This window comes from Streptomyces sp. NPDC025618, from assembly GCF_055558795.1.
On record NZ_JBVHLW010000022.1, the window covers coordinates 87,503 to 107,831 of the forward strand.

At 72.7% G+C, this 20,329-nt stretch carries 21 protein-coding genes; 13 read left to right on the forward strand and 8 right to left on the reverse strand.

Annotated elements, in window-relative coordinates:
- Positions 1-58 precede the first annotated feature (58 nt).
- Complete coding sequence (locus tag ACZ4A5_RS19625) at positions 59-1,948, reverse strand: FAD/NAD(P)-binding protein (RefSeq protein ID WP_467585244.1); 1,890 nt, start codon at positions 1,946-1,948, stop codon at positions 59-61.
- A gap of 433 nt (positions 1,949-2,381) precedes the next feature.
- Positions 2,382-3,593, reverse strand: a complete 1,212-nt coding sequence (locus ACZ4A5_RS19630) for a DUF5685 family protein (RefSeq protein ID WP_467585248.1) — start codon at positions 3,591-3,593, stop codon at positions 2,382-2,384.
- 275 nt (positions 3,594-3,868) lie between these two features.
- Between ACZ4A5_RS19630 and ACZ4A5_RS19635 the strand changes: the two genes are divergently transcribed.
- Entirely contained in the window at positions 3,869-4,309 is a 441-nt protein-coding gene (locus tag ACZ4A5_RS19635; RefSeq protein WP_361534221.1) for a cell division protein SepF, read from the forward strand.
- A 147-nt stretch (positions 4,310-4,456) separates the two neighbouring features.
- Here the strand turns inward: ACZ4A5_RS19635 and ACZ4A5_RS19640 are convergent, their stop codons facing one another.
- Together ACZ4A5_RS19640 and ACZ4A5_RS19645 are read right to left on the reverse strand one after the other, a co-directional pair.
- Positions 4,457-5,635 (reverse strand): acyl-CoA dehydrogenase family protein, encoded by a 1,179-nt coding sequence (locus ACZ4A5_RS19640; RefSeq protein WP_467585252.1) that lies wholly within the window; start codon positions 5,633-5,635, stop codon positions 4,457-4,459.
- A gap of 367 nt (positions 5,636-6,002) precedes the next feature.
- On the reverse strand, positions 6,003-7,622 hold the full coding sequence (locus ACZ4A5_RS19645; protein WP_467585255.1) for an MFS transporter: 1,620 nt from the start codon (positions 7,620-7,622) through the stop codon (positions 6,003-6,005).
- 166 nt (positions 7,623-7,788) lie between these two features.
- Here ACZ4A5_RS19645 and ACZ4A5_RS19650 point away from each other — a divergent pair, with 166 nt between their 5' ends.
- Positions 7,789-8,973: a hypothetical protein gene (locus tag ACZ4A5_RS19650; RefSeq protein ID WP_467585260.1), complete on the forward strand. Its 1,185-nt coding sequence runs from the start codon at positions 7,789-7,791 to the stop codon at positions 8,971-8,973.
- Positions 8,974-9,277: 304 nt separating this feature from the next.
- Positions 9,278-10,285, forward strand: a complete 1,008-nt coding sequence (locus ACZ4A5_RS19655; RefSeq protein WP_467585263.1) for a phosphatase PAP2 family protein — start codon at positions 9,278-9,280, stop codon at positions 10,283-10,285.
- 79 nt (positions 10,286-10,364) lie between these two features.
- Here ACZ4A5_RS19655 and ACZ4A5_RS19660 read toward each other — a convergent pair whose 3' ends face one another.
- Complete coding sequence (locus ACZ4A5_RS19660) at positions 10,365-10,580, reverse strand: I78 family peptidase inhibitor (RefSeq protein ID WP_467585266.1); 216 nt, start codon at positions 10,578-10,580, stop codon at positions 10,365-10,367.
- Positions 10,581-11,020: 440 nt separating this feature from the next.
- Between ACZ4A5_RS19660 and gvpO the strand changes: the two genes are divergently transcribed.
- From gvpO to ctaD, 9 genes are all read left to right on the forward strand, one after another.
- Positions 11,021-11,341: a gas vesicle protein GvpO gene (gvpO, locus tag ACZ4A5_RS19665; protein WP_467585270.1), complete on the forward strand. Its 321-nt coding sequence runs from the start codon at positions 11,021-11,023 to the stop codon at positions 11,339-11,341.
- Positions 11,342-11,416: 75 nt separating this feature from the next.
- Complete coding sequence (locus ACZ4A5_RS19670; RefSeq protein WP_467585273.1) at positions 11,417-11,833, forward strand: gas vesicle structural protein GvpA; 417 nt, start codon at positions 11,417-11,419, stop codon at positions 11,831-11,833.
- On the forward strand, positions 11,830-12,549 hold the full coding sequence (locus ACZ4A5_RS19675; RefSeq protein ID WP_467585276.1) for a GvpL/GvpF family gas vesicle protein: 720 nt from the start codon (positions 11,830-11,832) through the stop codon (positions 12,547-12,549). Before ACZ4A5_RS19670 ends, ACZ4A5_RS19675 begins: the two co-directional genes overlap by 4 nt.
- Positions 12,546-12,749, forward strand: coding sequence for a gas vesicle protein GvpG (locus ACZ4A5_RS19680; RefSeq protein ID WP_467585279.1), 204 nt, complete (start codon positions 12,546-12,548; stop codon positions 12,747-12,749). Before ACZ4A5_RS19675 ends, ACZ4A5_RS19680 begins: the two co-directional genes overlap by 4 nt.
- The gene (locus ACZ4A5_RS19685) at positions 12,746-13,063 is read left to right on the forward strand and encodes a gas vesicle protein (protein ID WP_467585282.1); all 318 of its coding nucleotides are present in this window, start codon (positions 12,746-12,748) and stop codon (positions 13,061-13,063) included. Before ACZ4A5_RS19680 ends, ACZ4A5_RS19685 begins: the two co-directional genes overlap by 4 nt.
- Positions 13,060-13,860, forward strand: coding sequence for a GvpL/GvpF family gas vesicle protein (locus ACZ4A5_RS19690; RefSeq protein ID WP_467585285.1), 801 nt, complete (start codon positions 13,060-13,062; stop codon positions 13,858-13,860). Before ACZ4A5_RS19685 ends, ACZ4A5_RS19690 begins: the two co-directional genes overlap by 4 nt.
- On the forward strand, positions 13,857-14,087 hold the full coding sequence (locus tag ACZ4A5_RS19695) for a gas vesicle protein (protein ID WP_467585288.1): 231 nt from the start codon (positions 13,857-13,859) through the stop codon (positions 14,085-14,087). Before ACZ4A5_RS19690 ends, ACZ4A5_RS19695 begins: the two co-directional genes overlap by 4 nt.
- Positions 14,084-14,359 carry a gas vesicle protein K gene (locus ACZ4A5_RS19700; RefSeq protein ID WP_467585291.1) on the forward strand — a complete coding sequence of 92 codons (276 nt, stop codon included), beginning with the start codon at positions 14,084-14,086 and terminating at the stop codon, positions 14,357-14,359. Before ACZ4A5_RS19695 ends, ACZ4A5_RS19700 begins: the two co-directional genes overlap by 4 nt.
- 99 nt (positions 14,360-14,458) lie before the next feature.
- Positions 14,459-16,141 carry an aa3-type cytochrome oxidase subunit I gene (gene ctaD / locus ACZ4A5_RS19705; RefSeq protein ID WP_467585294.1) on the forward strand — a complete coding sequence of 561 codons (1,683 nt, stop codon included), beginning with the start codon at positions 14,459-14,461 and terminating at the stop codon, positions 16,139-16,141.
- Positions 16,142-16,231: 90 nt separating this feature from the next.
- Here the strand turns inward: ctaD and ACZ4A5_RS19710 are convergent, their stop codons facing one another.
- The 3 genes from ACZ4A5_RS19710 to ACZ4A5_RS19720 form a co-directional block, all read right to left on the reverse strand.
- On the reverse strand, positions 16,232-16,402 hold the full coding sequence (locus ACZ4A5_RS19710; protein WP_467585297.1) for a hydrophobic protein: 171 nt from the start codon (positions 16,400-16,402) through the stop codon (positions 16,232-16,234).
- Between the two features lie 76 nt (positions 16,403-16,478).
- Positions 16,479-17,486: a hypothetical protein gene (locus ACZ4A5_RS19715; protein ID WP_467585300.1), complete on the reverse strand. Its 1,008-nt coding sequence runs from the start codon at positions 17,484-17,486 to the stop codon at positions 16,479-16,481.
- Entirely contained in the window at positions 17,483-18,733 is a 1,251-nt protein-coding gene (locus tag ACZ4A5_RS19720; RefSeq protein ID WP_398872364.1) for a glycosyltransferase family 4 protein, read from the reverse strand. The genes ACZ4A5_RS19715 and ACZ4A5_RS19720 overlap by 4 nt, the downstream gene beginning before the upstream one ends.
- Positions 18,734-19,005: 272 nt before the next feature.
- On the opposite strand from ACZ4A5_RS19720, the gene ACZ4A5_RS19725 reads away from it, so the two are divergent.
- Complete coding sequence (locus ACZ4A5_RS19725) at positions 19,006-19,815, forward strand: hypothetical protein (protein WP_467585304.1); 810 nt, start codon at positions 19,006-19,008, stop codon at positions 19,813-19,815.
- Positions 19,816-20,329 lie beyond the last annotated feature (514 nt).

A 20,329-nucleotide genomic window follows, 5' to 3' on the forward strand; every position in this document is an offset into this window, starting at 1 on the left:
AGGGATGTGTCGGTACGCGAGGTGTCCCGAACCGGCCGCGTCTTCCGGCCGGTCGGGGTCAGCGACGGAGAGGCAGGACCGGGACGTCCGGGCGCGGGAACAGCTCCCGTACGGCGGTGAGCGCGGCTCGCGCCGTGGCGTCGTTCTGCCGGAACGCTGGGCCGTTGGAGCGCGGCCGGGTGAAGGCGGCTCCGGCGCGGGCGTCGGTGTGCGGGCCGAGGGCGAAGCGGCGGGGGTGCGGGCGGCCGTCCCGGTCGAGGATCCGGCCGTCGTCGGGGCTGACGGCGAGCAGCCCGGCCGGGGTCACGGTGGCCTCGTCGGCGAGGCCGCGCAGCAGCCGGTCGCCGGACCGGACGACCGTGGGCGCGGGCAGCCGCGCCTCGACGAGGGCGCGCGCCTCGGTCACCGCGCCGGGCACGGTGGGGCTGTGGGCGCGGAAGGTCCCGCGCCCGGGGTCGGTGGTGATCTCGGTGTCCGCGCCGAGGAAGCGCACGTATCCGGCCCGGGAGAGGGCCAGGAGCTGCCGCAGCCGGGGGCCCGGCGGTCCGGAGGCGAGGTAGCTGAAGAAGCCGTGCCACCAGGTGCCGATGTCGCCGAGGGCCAGGAGCTGGCCGTAGGCGGAGAGCAGTCCGAGGAAGACGGCCAGGTCGGGGCTGTGGCGGGGGTCGCTCCGGCGGGCGAGGTCGGCCTCGATGTGAGCCCGCAGCCCGTCCTGGAGCGACTCGGTGCCCGCGTGGCGCAGCCCGGCCAGCGGGTGGTCGAGGGCGGTGAGGTCGAGGCGGTCGGCGGGCTCGGGGACCGAGGCGGACACGAGCGCGTCGAGTTCGGGGCTGCCGGGGTCGCACAGGGCGTACTTCGCCTCGAAGTCGGGCCAGTTGACGCGGGTGCGCTCGGGGTGCGCGGTGAACAGCCGGTGGTAGTGGGCGAAGCCCAGCTCCTTCTCGACCAGGGGCCGGATGTCACGGCCGAAGTCGAGCGGCCCGGGCCGGCGGCGCAGCTCCTCGGCCTCGGCGGGCCCCAGGAAGCGGGGCAGCGGCGGCCGTTCGCCGCTCCAGGGGTAGTCGATCTTCGCGCGGTACGGGACGCCGCGCCGCGAGCCGACGTGCAGGACGGGCTCCCGCCCGGAGGGGTGGTAGGTCAGCGTGCCGGTGCCGTCGTCGGTGTACGTACCGCCGCGGCCCTCGGTGACCAGCACCATGAGGTCGACGAAGGCGAGTCCGAAGCCACGGACGAGGACGTCCTCACCGGGGCGCAGCACGGCGAGGTCGCTGTCGGCGGTGAACTCGGGCGGCAGATAGGTGAGTCCGTGATGGCGGGCGAAGTCCGCGAGCGCGGCCTCCTCGGCGGCGGGGGCGGCGGGCAGGTGGCCGAGGGCGAGCACGACGAGGTCGGCGGGCAGGGGTTCGGCCCGCCCTTCCAGCCGGACCCACTGGCGCCCGTGGCGGGGGCCGGAGAGCCGTAAGGCACGTCGGCGGTGCTCGTGGACGACGACGCCGGGCGGCAGGGCGGCCACGGCGCGGCGGTACACCCAGGCGAGATAGGCGCTCTGGAGCCGTCTGCTGGGGTAGGAGCGCGCGGTCAACTCCGCCGCCTCCCACATGATGTCGGGCCCGACGTCCGGGACGGCGCCGTCGGCGACGAGGCGCGCCCACTCGGCGAGGGAGGGGCCGGGCCGCACGGGGCCGCACTGTTCCACGGTCGCGTCGGTGAACATCGTGACGTCCTCGGCCATCGAGTTCATCCACAGCAGCGGCGACTGGTCGCGCCGCCAGACGCGGCCGCCACCGGGCGGGCAGGGGTCGACGAGGTGCAGGTCGAGGCGGCCGCCCGCGAGGAGTTCCGCGGCGTTGGCGGCGATGCGCTCGACGAGGCCGGTGCCGCGGGGGCCCGCGCCGACGATGACGAGGGAAGGGACGGGCGGGGTGGGGGTATCCGGGTGCGCGGACATGCGAAGGCTCCGTGGATGCGGGGATCGGACACGGGAGTTGACGCCTTCACACCGGGCCGCGCCCCTCAGCGCGACCGGACCCCGAGGCTAAGCCGGAGAGCCGACCCGCTGTCAAGCAAGTCCATTTCACCGTCCACGATGCGGACGGAGCGCCTCAACGGCATTGACGCGGAAACGGATGGCTGTTCCACTTGGCCCATGCACACAGGGCAACGGCTGGTCACGCGGGACCACATCGACTTCGGTCGGGTGTGGTCCGCTTCGTGTCCGTGCCCCCCTGTCCCCTTCGCGGGATCCTGTACGGCCACCGCCCGTACCGCGTCCTGATCCCCGCGGGCCGCCGCGTCCTCGGCGGGCCCCGCGCCTTCACACCGCGGCAGTCCGGCCGCACCCCTCCCCTCGTACCGCCTCGCTCACCGCCGGGTGGGGCTGCTCAGCAGTCGCATCCACAGTCACAGCAGTCACAATTACTGCAACAGTCACAGCAATTGCAGCAGTCACCACAGCCGTCGCAGCCACTGCAATCACAGTCGCAGTCGTCGCACCAGGCTTCCCGCTTCTTCCCGTTCCAGGGGTCGTGGTAGTCCGTGCAGCAGATCTGGCAGGTGCAGAAGAGCCCGGCCCACACCGCGCAGCCGTGGACCAGCCCGCGCCGCCGCCTCGGCGGCTCCGGCGGCGCGCCGGGCGGCATGACCGGCGGCGGACCGAACGCGCCCTGCGCACCGTGCGGTACACCACCGCCCGGCTCGTGGCCGTGCTGATGGCCGCAGTCCGCCGTGCCGAACGCGCGGTCGACGGCGCGCTCCAACTCGTGCGCCAGCAGCACATGAGCGAGCCTGCCCTGCCCCTTGCTCGCGAAGTCGACCTCCCGCAGGGCGAGCCGCACGCCGTGCACCGCGTCGTCGCACAGCCGCCGCACCTCGGCGAGGTCGGTGCCCGTCACGGCGACCGGGTTCCACGCGCCGCCCGCGGCGTCCTCCGTCAGGTCCTCGACGGCGTCCAGGAGATGCGCGAGCCGGCCGAAGAGCCGCCCGGCCTCCTCCAGCGGCGCCCGGTTGGCGGGGCGGCCGGCCAGCACCGCGGTGTAGCCGAAGGCCGCGGCGGTCGCCGTCTCGGTCGGCTCGGTTATCGCCAACAACGAGGTGTCCGGCCCCGCCAGGGCCTCGATCCCCGCCTGCCGCTCGACCGCGTCCACCAGCACCGCCGTGTCGAAACCGAGCTCCGACCCCGTACGGGCACCGGCCCGGTCCCACTTCGCGGCGACCCTGCGGGCGGCCGCGGCGACCGGACGCCGCGCCAAGAGCCCGTCACCGTCGGCGACATGGTCGCGCATCTTCGCCGACGCGAGGACGAGCGAGACGGAGGCGGCCAGCCGCGCGCCCTCGCCCCGCGCGACGGAGGCGGTCCGCATCCCGCGCAGCGGGCAGGGACCGGCCGTGCGCCGCCACGCGTTCGCGCCCTCGGTACGCGGCGACTGCGCCTCGACCAGAACCGAAATCACCAGTCCGTCATAGTTTGTGGCCGTTCTGGCGAATTGCCCGTGATCGCCCCGCAGCGCCAGACACAGCCCGCAGAGATGGGCCATCCACTCCGCGCGCATCGACTCCGACAGTCGATGACGACATGGTCTGACGATCCCGAACAATTCCGGCCCCCGTGTGTGGTGTGGTTGGACCCGGGCATCCTAATCACCGGACAACCACACCGGCCCGCAGCCCGCGAGCCACCCCCTGACACCGCATAAGCCCAGGTCCGCCCGTGTGTGACGGGTCTCTCGGGCGATCTGACGCATCGCCAAGCGCTTTGCACCAGATGCGTCACGAAATCCACGCTTGGCGGCTATCCACTTGGCACACCATCCACAACATGGACGACGATAGGGAAGCGGTCGGACCACACCGCGTGTGAGAGGAGGCGTCCATGGGATCGGTGCGCAAGGCGAGTGCCTGGCTCGGCCTCGTCGACGACAGCGATGACGAGCGCTATTACGACGACGACTACGCCGAGGGGCCCGAGCCCGGCGACTCCTGGGTGACCAACCCGAAGGTGCGGGTGGCGGACGAGGTGGCCCAGGAACAGGGCACCCGCATCGCCACGGTCACCCCGGACGGCTTCCGGGACGCCCGTGGCATCGGCGAGCTCTTCCGCGAGGGCGTCCCGGTGATCGTGAACCTCACCGGCATGGAGCCCAACGACGCCAAGCGCGTCGTGGACTTCGCGGCCGGGCTGACGTTCGGCCTGCGCGGCTCGATCGAGCGCGTGGCCAACCGCGTCTTCCTGCTGACCCCCGCCGACTACCAGGTCCTGAGCGGCGAACCGGCGGGCCGCCGGGCGAACGGGGGCTTCTTCAACCAGAACTGAGCGGGGCTCCGGCTGGGGGTCCGGGGGTCACCCCCCGGGAAGACACAGCAACCAGAACTGAGCGGGCCTCCGGCTGGGGGGGCCGGGGGTCACCCCCCGGGGACACACAGCATCCCGGGGGACCTTACGAAGCAGGGGAGCCGGTGCTCACCGGAAAGCGTCGATGCCGGTGAGCGCCTTGCCCAGCACCAGCTGGTGCATCTCCACCGTGCCCTCGTACGTGAGCACGGACTCCAGGTTCGTCGCATGCCGCATGACGGGGTATTCGAGGGAGATCCCGTTCGCGCCGAGGATCGTCCGGGCCGTGCGGCAGATCTCGATCGCCTCACGCACGTTGTTGAGCTTCCCGAAGCTGACCTGCTCCGGCCGCAGCGTCCCGGCGTCCATCCGCAGCCCCAGGTGATGGGCGAGCAGCAGGCCCTTGTGCAACTCCACGGCCATGTCGGCGAGCTTGGCCTGGGTGAGCTGGAAACCACCGATGGGACGGCCGAACTGCTCCCGCGTCCGCGCGTAGTCCAGGGCCGCCTCGAAGCTCGTGCGGGCCGCGCCCAGAGCACCCCAGGTGATGCCGTAGCGTGCATGGCTCAGGCAGCTCAGCGGGCCCCGCAGGCCCTGTGCCTCCGGCAGGATCGCGTCGGCGGGAAGCCGCACCTCGTCGAAAATAAGCTCGCTGGTGACCGACGCACGCAGTGACCACTTATGGGTGATTTCCGGCGCGGAGAAGCCGGGGCTGTCCGTCGGTACGACAAAACCACGGATGCCGGCGTCGGTCTGCGCCCAGACGACGGCGACGCCCGCCACCGAACCGTTGGTGATCCACATCTTGCGACCCGTCAGCACCCAGTCGCCGCCGTCGCGCTTGGCGTACGTCCGCATGCCGGCCGGATCCGAACCGTGGTCCGGCTCGGTCAGCGCGAAGCAGCCGATGATCTCGCCCGCGGCCATGCCGGGCAGCCACCGCCGCCGCTGCTCCTCGGAACCGAAGCGGTGGATCGCGTACATCGCGAGGGAGCCCTGGACGGACACGAGCGAGCGGATGCCGGAGTCCGCGGCCTCCAGCTCCAGACAGGCCAGGCCGTACTGCACGGCGCTCGCGCCCGCGCAGCCGTAGCCGGTGAGCGGCATGCCGAGGGCGCCTATGGCGCCGAGTTCACGGGTGAGTTCACGGATGACGGGGAGTTCGCCGCGTTCGTACCACTCGGCGATGTGAGGCAGGACGCGGTCGGCGGCCCACTGGCGCATGGTGCCGCGGACGGCGAGGTCCTCGGGCGACAGCAGGTCGTCGATGCCGAGGGGGTCGTGCGGGTCGAACGGCTTACGTGACATGACCGGCCTCCGGTGATCTTCGGGTCAGCCCGCACGCTAATCCGCTCGCCGCGGGGGCGTCCAGGGGGTGAGCTCCTGCCACCTTCCGCCTGCGGCGGGCTTGTTCCCCGGGTCCCCGGCTGCGGGTTTCATTGCCGCCTGCGGCGGGAGCGGCCTTGGGGGTCCCCCCGGACGAAGTCTGGGGGAGAGTCCTCAATCGCCGGACGGGCTGGATTTCCAGCCCGTTGGGGGCACCTCCCAGCGCTAGCTGGGGGAGATTGAGGACAACGCGCGAAGCGTGTTGCTGGGGGTCCGGGGTCTCCCCGGTTTCGGGAAGGGGCGGGGCTGGGGAACAAAGCGCCGCAGGCGGAAGCAACCCGCAGCCCACCTACCCCTCGGCCACCCCACCCCGCCCGCAATCCATCGCCCGAGGCAGTCGCAACGCGGCCACCGCCCCCACAAGAAGCAGAGCGGCGCTCAGCAACAACGTCACATGCAGACCGTGGATGAAGGCGTCGCGAGCCGCCGCCCGCAGCGCCGGCCCCGCCGGAGCGGGCAGGCCGGCGGCGACCTCGTACGCCTCGCCGAGCGAGTGGCTCGCGGCGGCCGTCGCCTCGGACGGCACACCCCGCGTTCCGGCGACACCGGGCGCGTACGTGGCGTTCATGACGCTGCCGAGGAGGGCTATACCGATGCCCGCGCCGAGTTGGTAGGAGGTCTCACCGATCGCGGCCGCCCCGCCCGCTGACTCCGGCGGCGCCTCGCTGAGCATCGACTCGTACGCCCCGAAGAGCGTGGTCTCCAGGCCGAAGCCGAGGAGGACGAAGCCCGCGACGAGGAGCTTGGGCCGGTCGTCCGCGCCCATCGCGGTGAGGGAGAGCACGGCGGCGGCGGTCAGGACGAAGCCGAGGCCGACCATCAGGCGTGGCCCGAGCCGGTGCAGCAGGCGGGAGCCCACGAGGCCGGCGGCCATCGCGGCGAGGGTGAGGGGCAGCAGCCGCAGCCCGGTCTGCAGGGGCGTGAGGCCGAGGACGAGCTGGAGGTACTGCGCGGCGATGAGCTCCAGCCCGACGAGCGCGAGCATGGCGAGGACGATGCAGCCCACGGAGGTGCCGAAGGCGGGCCTGGCGAACATCCTGAGGTCGACGAGCGGGTGCTCGCGCCGCCGCTGCCTGCGGATGAAGAGGAGCAGCAGACCCGCCCCGACGGCGCCGGGCACGATCGTCGCGAGGGTCAGCGGCGGTTCGCCGCCGCCGATCCGCTTCACGGCGAGGACCATGCCGAAGAGGCCGAAGGCGGCCATCAACGCGCCGAGCACGTCCCACGGCCCGTCGCGCTCGCCGGTGGACTCGGGCAGCAGCCGGCGTCCGACGGGCAGGCTGACGGCCATCAGCGGGATGTTGATGAGGAAGACCGAGCCCCACCAGAAGTGTTCGAGGAGGAGGCCGCCGAGCAGGGGGCCGAAGGCCGCGCCCACGGCGGCGACCGCGCTCCAGATGCCGACGGCGAGGGCGCGCTCGCGCCGGTCGGGGAAGACCTGCCGGAGTATCGAGAGCGTCGCGGGCATGATCATCGCGCCGCCGACGCCGAGCAGCGCGCGGGCCCCGATGAGCACCTCGGGGCTCGTGGCGAAGGCGGCGAGCGCGGAGGCGACGCCGAAGAGGCCGTAGCCGAGCAGCAGCACCCGGCGGCGGCCGACGCGGTCGCCGAGGGTGCCGAAGAGGATCAGGAGCGAGGCGCAGACGAGGGGGTAGACGTCGACGATCCACAGCAGCTGGACCGCGCCGGGGCGCAGGTCCTCGGTGACGGCGGGGACGGCGACGTGCAGCACGGTCGCGTCGACGGCGACGAGCAGCAGGCTGACGCAGAGGACGACGAGGACGGTCCAGCGATCGGCCCCCGCGCCGCGCTCCCGGCCGGGCCGTGGCTGGAGCCACTGCCCGCGCCGGATCCGCTGCCGGGGGACGCCCGCAGCCCGTCGGTCGCCGGCTGTGGTCGTCCCGGACATGCTCACCTCCGTGTCGTGCGCTCGCGGCCGTCCGCGGGCCCGAAGGGCGTGGACCGGCGGGATCGAGGGCGAGTGAGTCGACAGCGTACGCGAGTCCCGGGCACGGATCCGTGCTCCTGGTCACGCGGTGGTCCGCCCGCCGGGGGCGTGTCGCGCGTGCTGGACAATGGGCCGGGTGACTCATCTCGTTTCCCCCGCCGGTACGGACGCCGGGGCGGGCTCCGTGTCGGCCGCTCCGCCGGTGCGCGGGGCGCTGCGGCACGCCGCCCCCGCCCTGCTGCTCTACGCGGGAGTGCGCGCGCTGGGCATCGTGGTGCTGGCGGTGTGGGGCGCGCTGGCGGGCAAGGACCCGCACCAGCTCCTCTCGGCCCGCTGGGACTCGCTCTGGTACAGCCGGATAGCCGAGGACGGCTATGGCTACACCCTTCATCTGGGCGGCGGCAAGGTCCACTCGGATCTGGCGTTCTTCCCGCTGCTGCCGTGGCTGGAGCGGGGGCTGTCGGCGCTCTTCCCGCTGTCCGCGGCCGACGCGGGTCTCGTGGTCAGCGCGGTGTCCTCGCTGGGCGCGGCCTGGGCGGTCTTCCTGATCGGTGACCGCTGTCACGGGCGGCGCGCGGGCATCGCGCTGGCGGCGCTGTGGGCGGCCCTGCCCGTCGGCGTCGTGCAGTCGATGGCGTACTCGGAATCGCTGTTCACCGCGCTGGCGGCGTGGAGCGTCTACTGCGTGCTCACCGGGCGGTGGGTGTGGGCCGGATCACTCGCCGCGCTGGCCGGGCTGACCCGGCCGGTGGGCGCGGCCGTGGTCGCGGCCGTGTGGATCACGGCGGCGGTCACCCTGTGGCGCGACCGGCGGCGGCCCGGCGCCCGGATGCTGCTGGGCGTGCTGCTCGCGCCGCTCGGCTGGCTCGCGTACTTCACCTGGGTCGGCGTGCGGACCGGCAGCGTGACCGGCTATCTGGACGTGCAGGGCGGCTGGGGCAACGGCTTCGACGGCGGCGTGGCCTTCGGCTCCTTCGTCGCGGGCCGGCTGGCGGGCCCGGCGTGGCCGGCGGGCGTCGGGCTGCTGGTGGGCGTGGCCCTGGTGGTGTGGCTGTACGCGAAGGGGGTGCGGCAGCGCCAGCCGCTGCCGCTCCTCGTCTACGCGGGGACGGTGCTGCTGCTCGCGCTGACGGCGAAGGGCTACTTCGGTTCGAAGCCCCGGCTGATGATGCCCGCCTTCCCGCTGCTGCTGCCGCTCGCGGTGGCGGTCGCCCGGCTGCGGACGGTACGGGCGGTGCTGACGGTGGCTCCCGTGGTGCTGGTGTCGGCTGTGTACGGCGCGTTCTGGCTGCACGGTTCGGGCCCGCCGTGATCGAATCCACGGTGGTCGAGTCCACCGTGATCGAATCCGCCGACGCAGGCCGCCGGGCCCCGGGGCGGCCCGCGCGGGAAACGTCACGGAACGCACCGGCCAATCGGCGATAAACGACGGCACACAAAAGCAATTCGCCGGGGGCACCGTCAACTACCGTGGATCCGGGCTTCTTTAAGCGCTTCTTATTCCGCGGAATCAAACGTGCTGTACGTCATGTTTGAGACGCATTCCACATCACATCGTCATCACAAAGCGCCTCGATCGGCCGAACCCTCCTGTCACGCAATGTAACGTCGATTGGGTGCGTACCAACGACGAGCTCGTCCATCCGGAGGAGCGCCCGACCGAGCCCGTGCGGCCGCGGATGACCCGGACCCGTCTCGGGATCTTCGTGGCGACCTCCGTGGTCTATCTGGCGATCGTGGTCGGCGTGCTCACCACGTCCTGGCCGGTGCGGTTCGACTGGCAGGTCATGCTCTTCCGCCCGTACAAGCAGTGGCCGGAGATCCACACCTTCCTCGACTACTTCGTGGTGCTGGGCCAGCGCGGCCCGACCGCCGTCGCGGTGGCCGCCTGGCTGGGCTGGTGCACCTACCGGCAGAAGACGCTGCGGCCACTGCTGGTGCTGGGCACCTCGCTGCTGCTGCTCAACGCCACGGTGGGCGCCGCCAAGCTGGGCATGGGGCGCCTCGGTCCGCACTACGCCACCTCGATCGGCTCGAACGAGATGTTCGCGGGCGGCGACATATTTCCTTCGGGCCACACCGCGAACGCCGTGGTGACCTGGGGCGTTCTCGCCTATCTGGCCACCACGCCGCGCACCCGCCGGATCTCCTCGGTGATCGCCGCGATGCTGGCGCTCGGCGTCGGCATGACGACGGTCTATCTCGGCACCCACTGGATGAGCGATGTGACGCTCGGCTGGAGCGCGGGGCTGCTGGTGCTGCTGGCCCTCCCCTGGTTCGAGGTGCCGATGGCCCGCGCCGAGACCTGGCTGCTGGCCGCCTGGCACCAGGTGCGCTCCCGCACCGTGTCCCTGCCCGCGCCGGCCGCCCCCGTCGCGATCGGCGGTCCGCGCCCCGCGGGGGACGAGCAGCGGCCCGTCCGCGAGCCGGTGGGCGTCGGCGGCCGTACGGGCGCGCGCGTGTCCGACGGCCGGCCGCACCTGTCGCCCAAGCCGCACACGGTCCGCTCCGAGCGCACGCCGGTCACGCCGAGCGGCAGCCGCCGCCCGCCCAGCCCGGACCGCACACCGCGCACCGCGCCGCTCGGCCCGGCCACGGGCCGCGGCCGCACCGTCGGCAGCTGACGGCCCCGAGGTACACACCGCACAGCGGCCCCGGAACGCTCCGGGGCCGCTGTGGCGTTCACGGGCAGGCAGCCGCCGGTCAGCCCTTCCAGCAGCGCCGTACGGAGCCTTCCGCGACCTCGAAGTTCAGCCTGCCCACTTGGTATTCCATGGTGACGATCGTGCCGGGCGCCAGCGCGCGGACGGTCGCCCAGCCGCGCGCCCGGGCGCGCTCGGAGGCGTGCGCGACCTCCAGCCCGACGTAGGCGTCGGGGTCGTCGTGCGGGTCGGCGGGGACGTTCGGTAGAGGTGCCATGAGGCCACCGTAGGCGCCGGGACCGGGCCGCGACAGCGACGCCCCCGAGCACGGCCCCATGCGCTCCGGGTCCGTCACCGGTCACGCTTGTGTCACAGAGAACTCCCGCCGGTTTACCGGGTCCGGTATCACCCGTACGAGCCTTCTCGCCCCTCCTGCCCCGCCTTCACAAGGCTTCGCCGGTAAATACACGCGGCCTTCCCGGAATGTCCTCGACAACTGCCAGGACCGCCCCGGGAATTCCCCCGCACGCCGCCGCCCGTAAATACTTCCTGCGCATTTACAGGCCATCGGCCGTACCGCCGATCCGGGCTTCCGTCCGACTATCCGGAATACATTGTTCCGTCAAGGTTCCCCGCCCTTTCCCGGCCGGGAACACTCCCGCGCCGCCAAGGGGTTTGGCTCGGCGGCGCCGCGGTACCCGCCACGCCGAGGCCCCCATGACAGACACATCAGAAACACCCCATGAATCCGACAAGACAGACAAAGCGCAGCGGGATCGGGACCCGGCACCCCTGGAACTCCTGCGCGCGGCCCGCGATCAGCTCACCGAACTGACCGGCATGCGGCCCGAGAGCGTGTCCCGCTTCGAACGCGCGGAGGACGGCTGGGTCCTGGAAGCCGAAGTCGTGGAGATCACCCGCGTGCCCGAGACCATGAGCATCGTGGCCCTCTACGAAGTGACCCTCGGCCCCGACGGCACCCTCACCGGCTACCGCCGCCTGCGCCGCTATGAACGCGGGCGGGCCGACCGCCGCTGACGCGGCCCCCTCACCAGAGCACAAGAGAGGCACAAGAAGAGGCACAAGAGAGCCACACGAGAGGAAGTGTCCGGCATGACCGTTGTCCCGGCACAACAGACCGGGGGTGCGGGCGGCACCAGCGGCCTGTACGACGTACTGGAACTCGTCCTCGACCGCGGCCTGGTGATCGACGCGTTCGTCCGCGTCTCCCTGGTCGGCATCGAGATCCTGAAGATCGACGTACGCGTGGTGGTGGCCAGCGTGGACACCTACCTGCGGTTCGCCGAGGCGTGCAACCGCCTCGACCTGGAGGCCGGCCCGCACCGGAGCGCCGGTCTGCCCGACCTCGTCGGCGAGGTGACCGAGAGCGGCGCCCGCGGCAAGACCAAGGGCGCGCTCTCCGGCGCCGCGCAGACCGTCACCGACGCCCTGGGCCAGGCCAAGGACAAGGGCGAGGCCCGCGTCCGCCGCGCCACCGGCTCCCGCAAGGACAAGGAGGAGAGCGAGTGACCACCTACGTCTACGGCATCGCACGCGGCGAGCGGACCGGTCTCCCCGACGGCCTCACCGGCGTCGGCGACCCACCGCGCCCCGTGCGCGTCCTCGGCGAGGACGGACTGTGCGCCGTCGTCAGCGACTGCCCCGAACAGCTGCGGCCCAAGCGCCGCGACCTGCTGGCCCACCAGCAGGTGCTGGCCGAGGTGGGCAAGCGGTCGGCGGTGCTGCCCCTGCGCTTCGGCAGCGTCTCCGACAGCGACGAGAAGGTGCGCGCCGTCCTCGCGGAGCACGCCGACCGCTACCGCGCGCAGTTGCGACGGCTCGACGACCGCGTGGAGTACAACATCAAGGCCGTGCACCGCGAGGACGCGGTGATCCACCTCGTCCTCGCCGAGAACACCGAGCTGCGCGCCCTGGCGGAGGCCGACCGGGCGACCGGCGGCGGTTCCTACCAGCAGCGCCTGCGCTTCGGCGAGCTGGTCGCCGAGGCCGTGCGCGAGCGGGAGGACCGCGACGCGGTACTGGTCCTGGACACGCTGACGCCGCTGGCCGAGGACTCCCGGCCGGGCCCGGAGAGCACCGGCTGGTTCGTGAACCTCTCCCTGCTCGTGCCGAAGAGCGGCGCCGAGGACCTGCTCGCCGCGGTGGGCCGGCTGGCGCAGGCGCACCCCCAGCTGGACCTGAAGGTGAACGGGCCGCTGCCGCCCTACAGCTTCGTCGAGTCATGACGTTCATCGGCTGGGTGCTGCGCCAGGTGCTGGCCGAGGCGGAGCGCATCCACCACGACCCGGCCACGATCCGGGCCGAGCTCAAGGAGCTGGAGGCGGGACTGACGAACGGGCTGATCGACGAGGCGGAGTTCGACCGGCGGGAGGACGCGCTCCTCGACCGGCTGGAGGAGGCGCAGCGGCGGGGGGCGGCCCGATGACCTTCCCCAGCCGGCTGCCCGAGCCCCAGCCGCCCGCGGGCTCGGCCAACCTCGCCGACATCCTGGAGCGGGTGCTCGACAAGGGCGTGGTCATCGCGGGCGACATCCGCGTCAACCTGCTCGACATCGAACTCCTCACCATCAAGCTGCGGTTGATCGTGGTCTCGGTCGACAAGGCGAAGGAGATGGGCATCGACTGGTGGGAGCACGACCCGGCCCTCTCCCCCGGCGGCTCCCACCGCCGGGGCCTGGGCGCCGAGAACGAGCGGCTGAAGGCCCGTATCGCCGAACTGGAGGCACGGGAGACGACATGAGGACCGACACGGACACGACCACCGGAATGCTGCTGTACTCCTACGCCGTGGCCCGGGACGCCGACCTGCCGGCGGCCGGGCTGACCGCGGTGGCGGAAGTGGAAGGAGTGACGGGCCGGCCCGTGCGCGCCGTGCGGGAGCGGGGCCTGGTGGCCCTGGTGGAGCCGGTCCCGGCGACGGAGTTCGACGAGGCGCCCCTGCGGGAGCACCTGGAGGATCTCGCCTGGCTGGAGCGCGTGGCACGCGGCCACCAGCGGGTGGTCGACGCGGCCACGGCCCTGACCTGTGTGCTGCCGCTGCGCCTGGCGACCGTCTACCGCGACGAGGCGGGCGTACGGCGGATGCTGACGGCCGGGCACGAGGAGCTCACCACGACGCTCGGCCGGCTCGACGGGCGGGACGAGTGGGCCGTGAAGGTCTGGGTCCCGCCGCGGCCCGGGCCGGAGCCGGAACCCGCCGCCGGCGGCGACCGCTCCGGCCGGGCCTACCTCGCCCGGCGCGGTGCCGAGGCCCGGGCCCGCGAGGAGGCGCAGCGGCACGCGGAGGAGACGGCCGACAGCGTCCACTCCACGCTGCTCGCCCTCGCCGAGGAGGCACGCCTGCACCCCACCCGGGACACCCGCCTCTCCGGCCGTCCCGGCCACAACGTCCTCAACGCCGCCTATCTGGTGCCCCGCGAGCGCTCCGACCGGTTCCGGTCGGCGGTCGGGACGCTCGCGGACCGCCCGGACGGCCCGCGGGTGGAGCTCTCGGGGCCGTGGGCGCCGTACTCCTTCGTCACCCGGGGCACGTCGTGACCGGCCCGCCGCCGCTCGCGCCGCGGCAGGAGCTGTCCCTGCTCGACGTCCTCGACCGGCTGCTCGCGGGCGGCGTCGTGGTGGCCGGGGACCTCACCCTGCAGATCGCCGACGTCGATCTCGTCCGCATCGACCTGCACGCCGTGATCGGCTCGGTGGGCGACCGGCTGCCCTCGCCGTGGGGGCCGTCGGCGAAGGAGCCGGCGCGCGAGGAGGTGGCGCCGTGACGCGCCGGCTGGAGCTCGACGAGGACACCGTCGAGCGGGATCTGATGCGGCTGGTACTGACGCTCGTCGAGCTGGTGCGCGGCCTGATGGAGCGTCAGGCGCTGCGCCGTGTCGACCAGGGCGACCTGACCGAGGACCAGGAGGAGCGGATCGGGCTGACGCTGATGCTGCTGGCCGACCGGATGGCCGAACTGCGGGCGCGCTACGGGCTGGACGCCTCCGACCTCAATCTGGACCTCGGCCCCCTCGGGCCGCTGCTGCCCCGGGACTGACCGCCGGGCGCACCCGACGCACCCTCGCGCGACGGGCGCGCGGCGAGCATCATGGCGTGAGCCCGAAAGCCCGTCGACGATGACATCGAGGGAGCGCAGATGGGGACGGACACCGCGCACGCGGCCGCCGGTCCGGTCCGAAAGCGGCAGCCCGGCCGGATCCTGGTGGACTGGCTGACGACCACCGACCACAAGAAGATCGGCCACCTCTATCTGATCACATCCTTCTGCTTCTTCCTGGCCGCCGGGCTGCTGGCGATGCTGATGCGCGCCGAACTGGCCCGCCCCGGGCTGCAGTTCATGTCGAACGAGCAGTTCAACGAGACCTTCACCGCGCACGGCACCATCATGCTGCTGCTCTTCGCGACGCCGGCCTTCGCGGGCTTCGCCAACGCGATCATGCCCTTGCAGATCGGCTCGCCGGACGTGGCGTTCCCCCGGCTGAACATGTTCGCGTACTGGCTCTATCTCTTCGGCGGGCTGATCGTGGTGAGCAGCCTGCTGATGCCCGAGGGCGGCGCCTCCTTCGGCTGGACCGGCTACGCGCCGCTGAGCAGCGCGGCCCGTTCGCCGGGCACCGGTGCCGACATGTGGATCATGGGTCTGGCGCTGTCGGGCTTCGGCACGATCCTGGGCGCGGTGAACTTCCTGACCACCATCATCGGGATGCGCGCGCCCGGGATGACGATGTTCCGGATGCCGGTCTTCACCTGGAACGTCCTCTTCACCTCGATCCTGGTGCTGCTGGCGTTCCCCGTGCTGGCGGCGGCGCTGCTCTGCCTGGAGGCGGACCGGCGGTTCGGGGCGCAGATCTTCGAGGCGCAGAACGGCGGGGCGCTGCTGTGGCAGCACCTGTTCTGGTTCTTCGGCCATCCCGAGGTCTACATCATCGCGCTGCCGTTCTTCGGCATCATCTCGGAGATCATCCCGGTGTTCTCCCGGAAGCCGGTCTTCGGCTACGCGATGCTGGTGGGCGCCACGATGGCGATCACCGCGCTGTCGGTGGTGGTGTGGGCGCACCACATGTTCGCCACCGGCGCGGTGCTGCTGCCCTTCTTCTCCTTCATGTCCTTCCTGATCGCGGTGCCGACCGGGGTGAAGTTCTTCAACTGGATCGGCACCATGTGGCAGGGGTCGCTGTCCTTCGAGGCGCCGATGCTGTGGGCGGTCGGCTTCCTGGTGAGCTTCCTCTTCGGCGGGCTCACGGGCGTGATCCTGGCGTCACCGCCGCTGGACTTCCACGTCACGGACACCTATTTCGTGGTGGCGCACTTCCACTACGTGGTGTTCGGGACGGTGGTCTTCGCGATGTTCGCGGGCTTCTACTTCTGGTGGCCCAAGCTCACGGGAAAGATGCTCGACGACCGGCTGGGCAAGCTCCACTTCTGGACGCTGTTCGTGGGCTTCCACACCACCTTCCTCGTCCAGCACTGGCTGGGGGTGGCGGGCATGCCCCGGCGGTACGCGGACTATCTGGCGGCCGACGGCTTCACCGCGCTCAACACGGTGTCCTCGATCGGGGCGTTCCTGCTGGGCCTGTCGACGCTGCCGTTCCTCTACAACATCTGGAAGACCGCGCGCTACGGCAAGCGGGTCGAGGTCGACGACCCCTGGGGCTACGGGCGTTCCCTGGAGTGGGCGACCTCCTGTCCGCCGCCCCGGCACAACTTCCTGGCGCTGCCCAGGATCCGCTCGGAGTCACCGGCCTTCGACCTGCACCACCCGGACACGGTGCGGGAGGCGGAACCGCCGGTCACGGCACCCGGAGCGGCCCGGCCTTGAACAGGCGCCGGCCCGCGGCGGAGGAAGGCTACGGTTCTCCGCCGCGGGCCGCGTTCGTCTGTGCCCCCACGTGCCGTCACGGGGCATCGCTCACCACCGGTACCAGCGGCCCCTCGAACCCCCGGCCCCCGTGGACCGGAAGAGGAAGCCGAGGAGCCAGATCACCAGGACCGCGACCGCGATCCACCACAAAATCTTGACGGCGAAGCCGATCCCGAAGAGCAGCAGGGCCAGCAGCAGGACGAGCAGGACAGGAACCATGGTTTTCGCACCTCCAAGGATGCGAGTGCCCTCCTGCCCCCGAACCATACGCCGCGCCGCACCGCGGGCCGGTGGATCAGCGCGCGGTGGGCGGGCGTTCGTCGACCCGGATCGCGAGGTCGTTGTCGGCCGTGTAATACGGGCCGGCTTGCGCGGGCGCGTAAGAGGCGTCGACGGTCTGCGCGGGGTAGACGAAGATCTGCTTCTTGTCGGCGACGTCGTCCAGGATCCGGGCGACGCGGGCGGTCTCCGCGCCCTCGGCGCCGCGCACCCAGAGGTCCCAGACGTCCAGCCCGCCCCGCCACTCCTCGGCCAGGGCCGCGAAGGGGAGCGTGCAGGTGAAGTCCTGGTCGTCGGCGCCCTCTTCCTTGGCCGGGGCGACGGGGACCGTGCGGACGCGCTCGGGGTCCCGGCGCAGGCGGGCCTCGAGCACGGCGCCGGCCAGCCAGGCGGCCGGGTCCGCCGCCCGGTAGAGGCGGCCGTGCAGGGTCAGGCCGGTCGCGTCCAGGAGGAGGTCGCCGGCCTCGGCGTGCGGCCCGCGCAGCCAGCTGCGCAGGGAGAGGTTGCCGTGCTTGGTCGTGTACGGGATGCGGACCGCCAGCGGGGAGGTGCTGGGGCCGGGTCTGCGGTCGACCAGCGAGCGGAGGTCGGCGAGGCCGGGCACCAGGCGTCTGGGCTCGGCGTCGGCGCAGGCGGCGTAGACGTCCCAGCGGCCCTCGGGGAGGGCGACGGTGCTGGGCAGGACGGCGCGCAGCCGGCCGTCGCCGTCGGGCGCGAGCGGCAGCCTGATCTCCTCGTGCTCGCCGGCCTCCTCGGCGCCGCCGCGGCGGCGCAGCACCAGGGCCGCGGACCAGTCGCCCGGGGTGTCGGCGAGGCCGGGGGCGTCGAGGTCGAAGGTGAGCCCGCCCGCGGAGTCCGCGATGCAGTCGGCGCTCGGATCCTCCACGCCGAAGGGCTGGGGAGGGGCAGACACGATGGTGGGCTCCTCGGGTGTGCTGGCCGCGTGCGGGGTGACGGACGGGCCGGTGGGTTCGTCGGGTGAGGTGTGCCGGTGGGGCACGGCGGGGTCGGTGGGAGGCGTCATGCGGCCCGCCCCTTCCGCAGGGCGGTGCGGCTCCTGTCCTTGGTTCGCAGCGCGCTGCTGAGCAGGGCTCCCCGGGTGCGGTGCAGCGAGCCGCGCAGGCCGCCGCGCGAGGCCAGGTCGGTGAAGAGCGCCTCGTAGCGGCCGGCGACCTCGGCCGGGTCGAAGCGGGCGGAGCTCGCCAGGGCCGCCTGCCCCATGCGCCGCCGCAGGTCGTCGTCGTTGATCAGCTTCAGCAGGCCGCCGGCGATCGCGTCGGCCTTGCCGGTGGGCACCAGCAGTCCGTCGACACCGTTGTCGATGATCTCGCCGGGGCCGTGCGGGCAGTCGGTGGAGACCACGGGCAGGCCGCTGCGCATCGCCTCGACGATGGTCATGCCGAAGGACTCCAGGCTGGAGGTGACGGCGCCGATGGAGCCCTTGACCCACTCGGCGTCGAGGGGGGTGGCGGGGCCCATGAGGTAGACGTGGTTGTAGAGGCCGCGCTTGTCGATCTGCGCGCGCAGCTTCGCCCGCTCCGCGCCCGCGCCGTAGATCCGCAGCCGCCAGTCGGGGCGCTCGGCGACAACCTTCTCGAAGGCACGGATCAGCAGGTCGTAGCGCTTGGCGGGGGCGAGGCGGCCGGCGGCGATCACCCACTTGCCGGTGGAGTCGGCGGGGGCGAGGGCCGGGGCGGGAATGCTGTTGGGGACGGCCTCCACCCGCACTCCGGGCAGCCGCATCAGCTTGCGGTAGGTCGCGGCGTCGGCCTCGGTGACGGTGGTGACGGCGTCGAGCCGGGGGTAGTGCGTGCGCAGGGTCAGCTTCAGCTGCGGGGAGTGCGTGCTGAGCGTCAGGTGCTCCTGGCCGACGCGGGCGACGCCGTGCCGGGCCTGCTGGGCGATGTGCACGTTGAGGCCCGGCCGGGTGCCGACCACGACATCGCAGTCCAGGCTCCGCAGGTGCTCGGCGATCCGCCGGTCGGTGAGCGCGCTGTACTGCTTGTAGCGGCCCTCGGTGGCGGGGAAGACGGTGGCGGGGCGCTCGTACTCCGGGTCGTCGCCCTCGTAGCCCGGGGTGCCCTTGCGGAGATCCACCAGGTGGCGCAGGCGCACCTTGGGGCTCGGCGCGAAGACGGGCTCCTCGCGGTGGCGGAAGACGGAGACGATCTCCACGTCGTGGTGCTCGGCGAGCGTGCCCGCGAGGTTGTACGTGGTGCGGATCGTGCCGCCGATGCCGTACGCGTTGTGAATCAGGAATGAGATGTGCATTCGTCCCCGTATGCAGCCGTTTCGCCGCGGACATTCCGTGCAGCCCGCCTACCGAGACATTAGACCGCGGGGAAGGCTCCGGGGTTGGCCCTGATCACCAACTCGTTCCGCAAGCGATGGCGAATCGGTAGCGGAGGCGGGAACTTTCGGCCGTTCTCGCCGGTCCGCGCCAGGCCCCCGGCCCCGAGCGTGACCCCTGCCACGGATCGTCCGTTGTCTTCCCAGAGCCGGGAACCGCCCGGCGCACACGCACCCAGTCCGAGGAGCCACCCGTGCCTCGCATGCTCGACGTCAGCGACGACGTCCGCGCCGAGATCGGCGATGAGGAAGCCGACCGTCTGCTCGGCGGCGACAACGCCCCCGGCAGCTATGACTGCACCTCCTGCCGCACCCCAGGCGACACCGAGCGGGAGCCCACCAGCACGGTGCTCTTCGTCGGCGAGGAGACGGCCGTGCTCGCCTTCGCGCACGCCGCCTGCATCCCCTCCCAGGTCGTCCCGGTCTCCGAGGAGCAGCTCCAGGGCGCCGTCCGTTCCATCACCGGCGAGGGGGGCGCGGCGCAGGCCCCGGTGGGGCCGCCCGCGGTGCCCATCGGCACCGACGGGCCGGTCCAGGCCGAGCTCGGGGTGACCAGCGGGCTGGTCCTGGTCGACGGGGACCTGCACCCCGCGCTGGTCGTCGAGCCGCTGGCGCCCATCGCCCGGCCGGGCACCAATGGCCCGGTGGACGTCTTCCTGCCGCTCCTGATCGAGCAGGGCTTCAGCCCGGTCGCCGCCATCGACCAGGTGCCGCCGCCCACCCCGGGCTGGTCGGTGCTGCTGGCCGCCGGCCGCCTGCACGCGATCCTCCAGCCGGGCACCGGGGGCGGCACCCCGTCGGCGTGGTGGCAGGCGCACCAGGCGATGGAGGTCGCCCAGGAGTGGCGCTCGGCGGTCAACAAGACCAAGAAGGTGCTGGTCTTCGCGGCGCCCGTCGGCACGATCGGCCAGCAGCCGCGTGAGGACATGCTCCGTGACGCGCTGGACCGCGCCGCCGCGCGCGGGCAGCTCGTCGCCGCGTCCATGCCACTCGCGGGCACATGAGTCACACCGTGCTCCCGCTGCCCATGCGTCACACCGTCACGGGCCATTCCCGGCCCGGCCCGCATCCCCCGGGCCACGGACTCGTTGGCTCGGATGTGCACTCATACGAGCCTGCCCCCCGGATCCCGTACCCCCATCACATCCCCGGCATGCGCCCACCCCGCGAAGCCGCCCCGCAGAGCCACACCTCCTCGGTGACCCCGATCTACGACGCGCTCTACGCCGAGTACCGCCGCTCGTTCCGGGCGCTCCCCTTCGACCGGACGGGCGAGGAGGAACTACGGTTCGCGGGGTTCGGCCACCAGCTCGTGGCCCACGGCCACTACGGCGGGCAGGGTCATTTCGGCCAGCTCGGCGGCCAGCCCGCGTATCCGGGCCACTCGGGGTACACCGCCGCGTGGGACACGTACTACGGGCGGCAGGGGGGGGGGGGGGGGGGGGGGGGGGGGGGGGGGGGGGGGGTGGGGGGGGGGGGGGGGGGGGGGGTGGTGAGGGGAAGGTAGTCGAGAGGTGG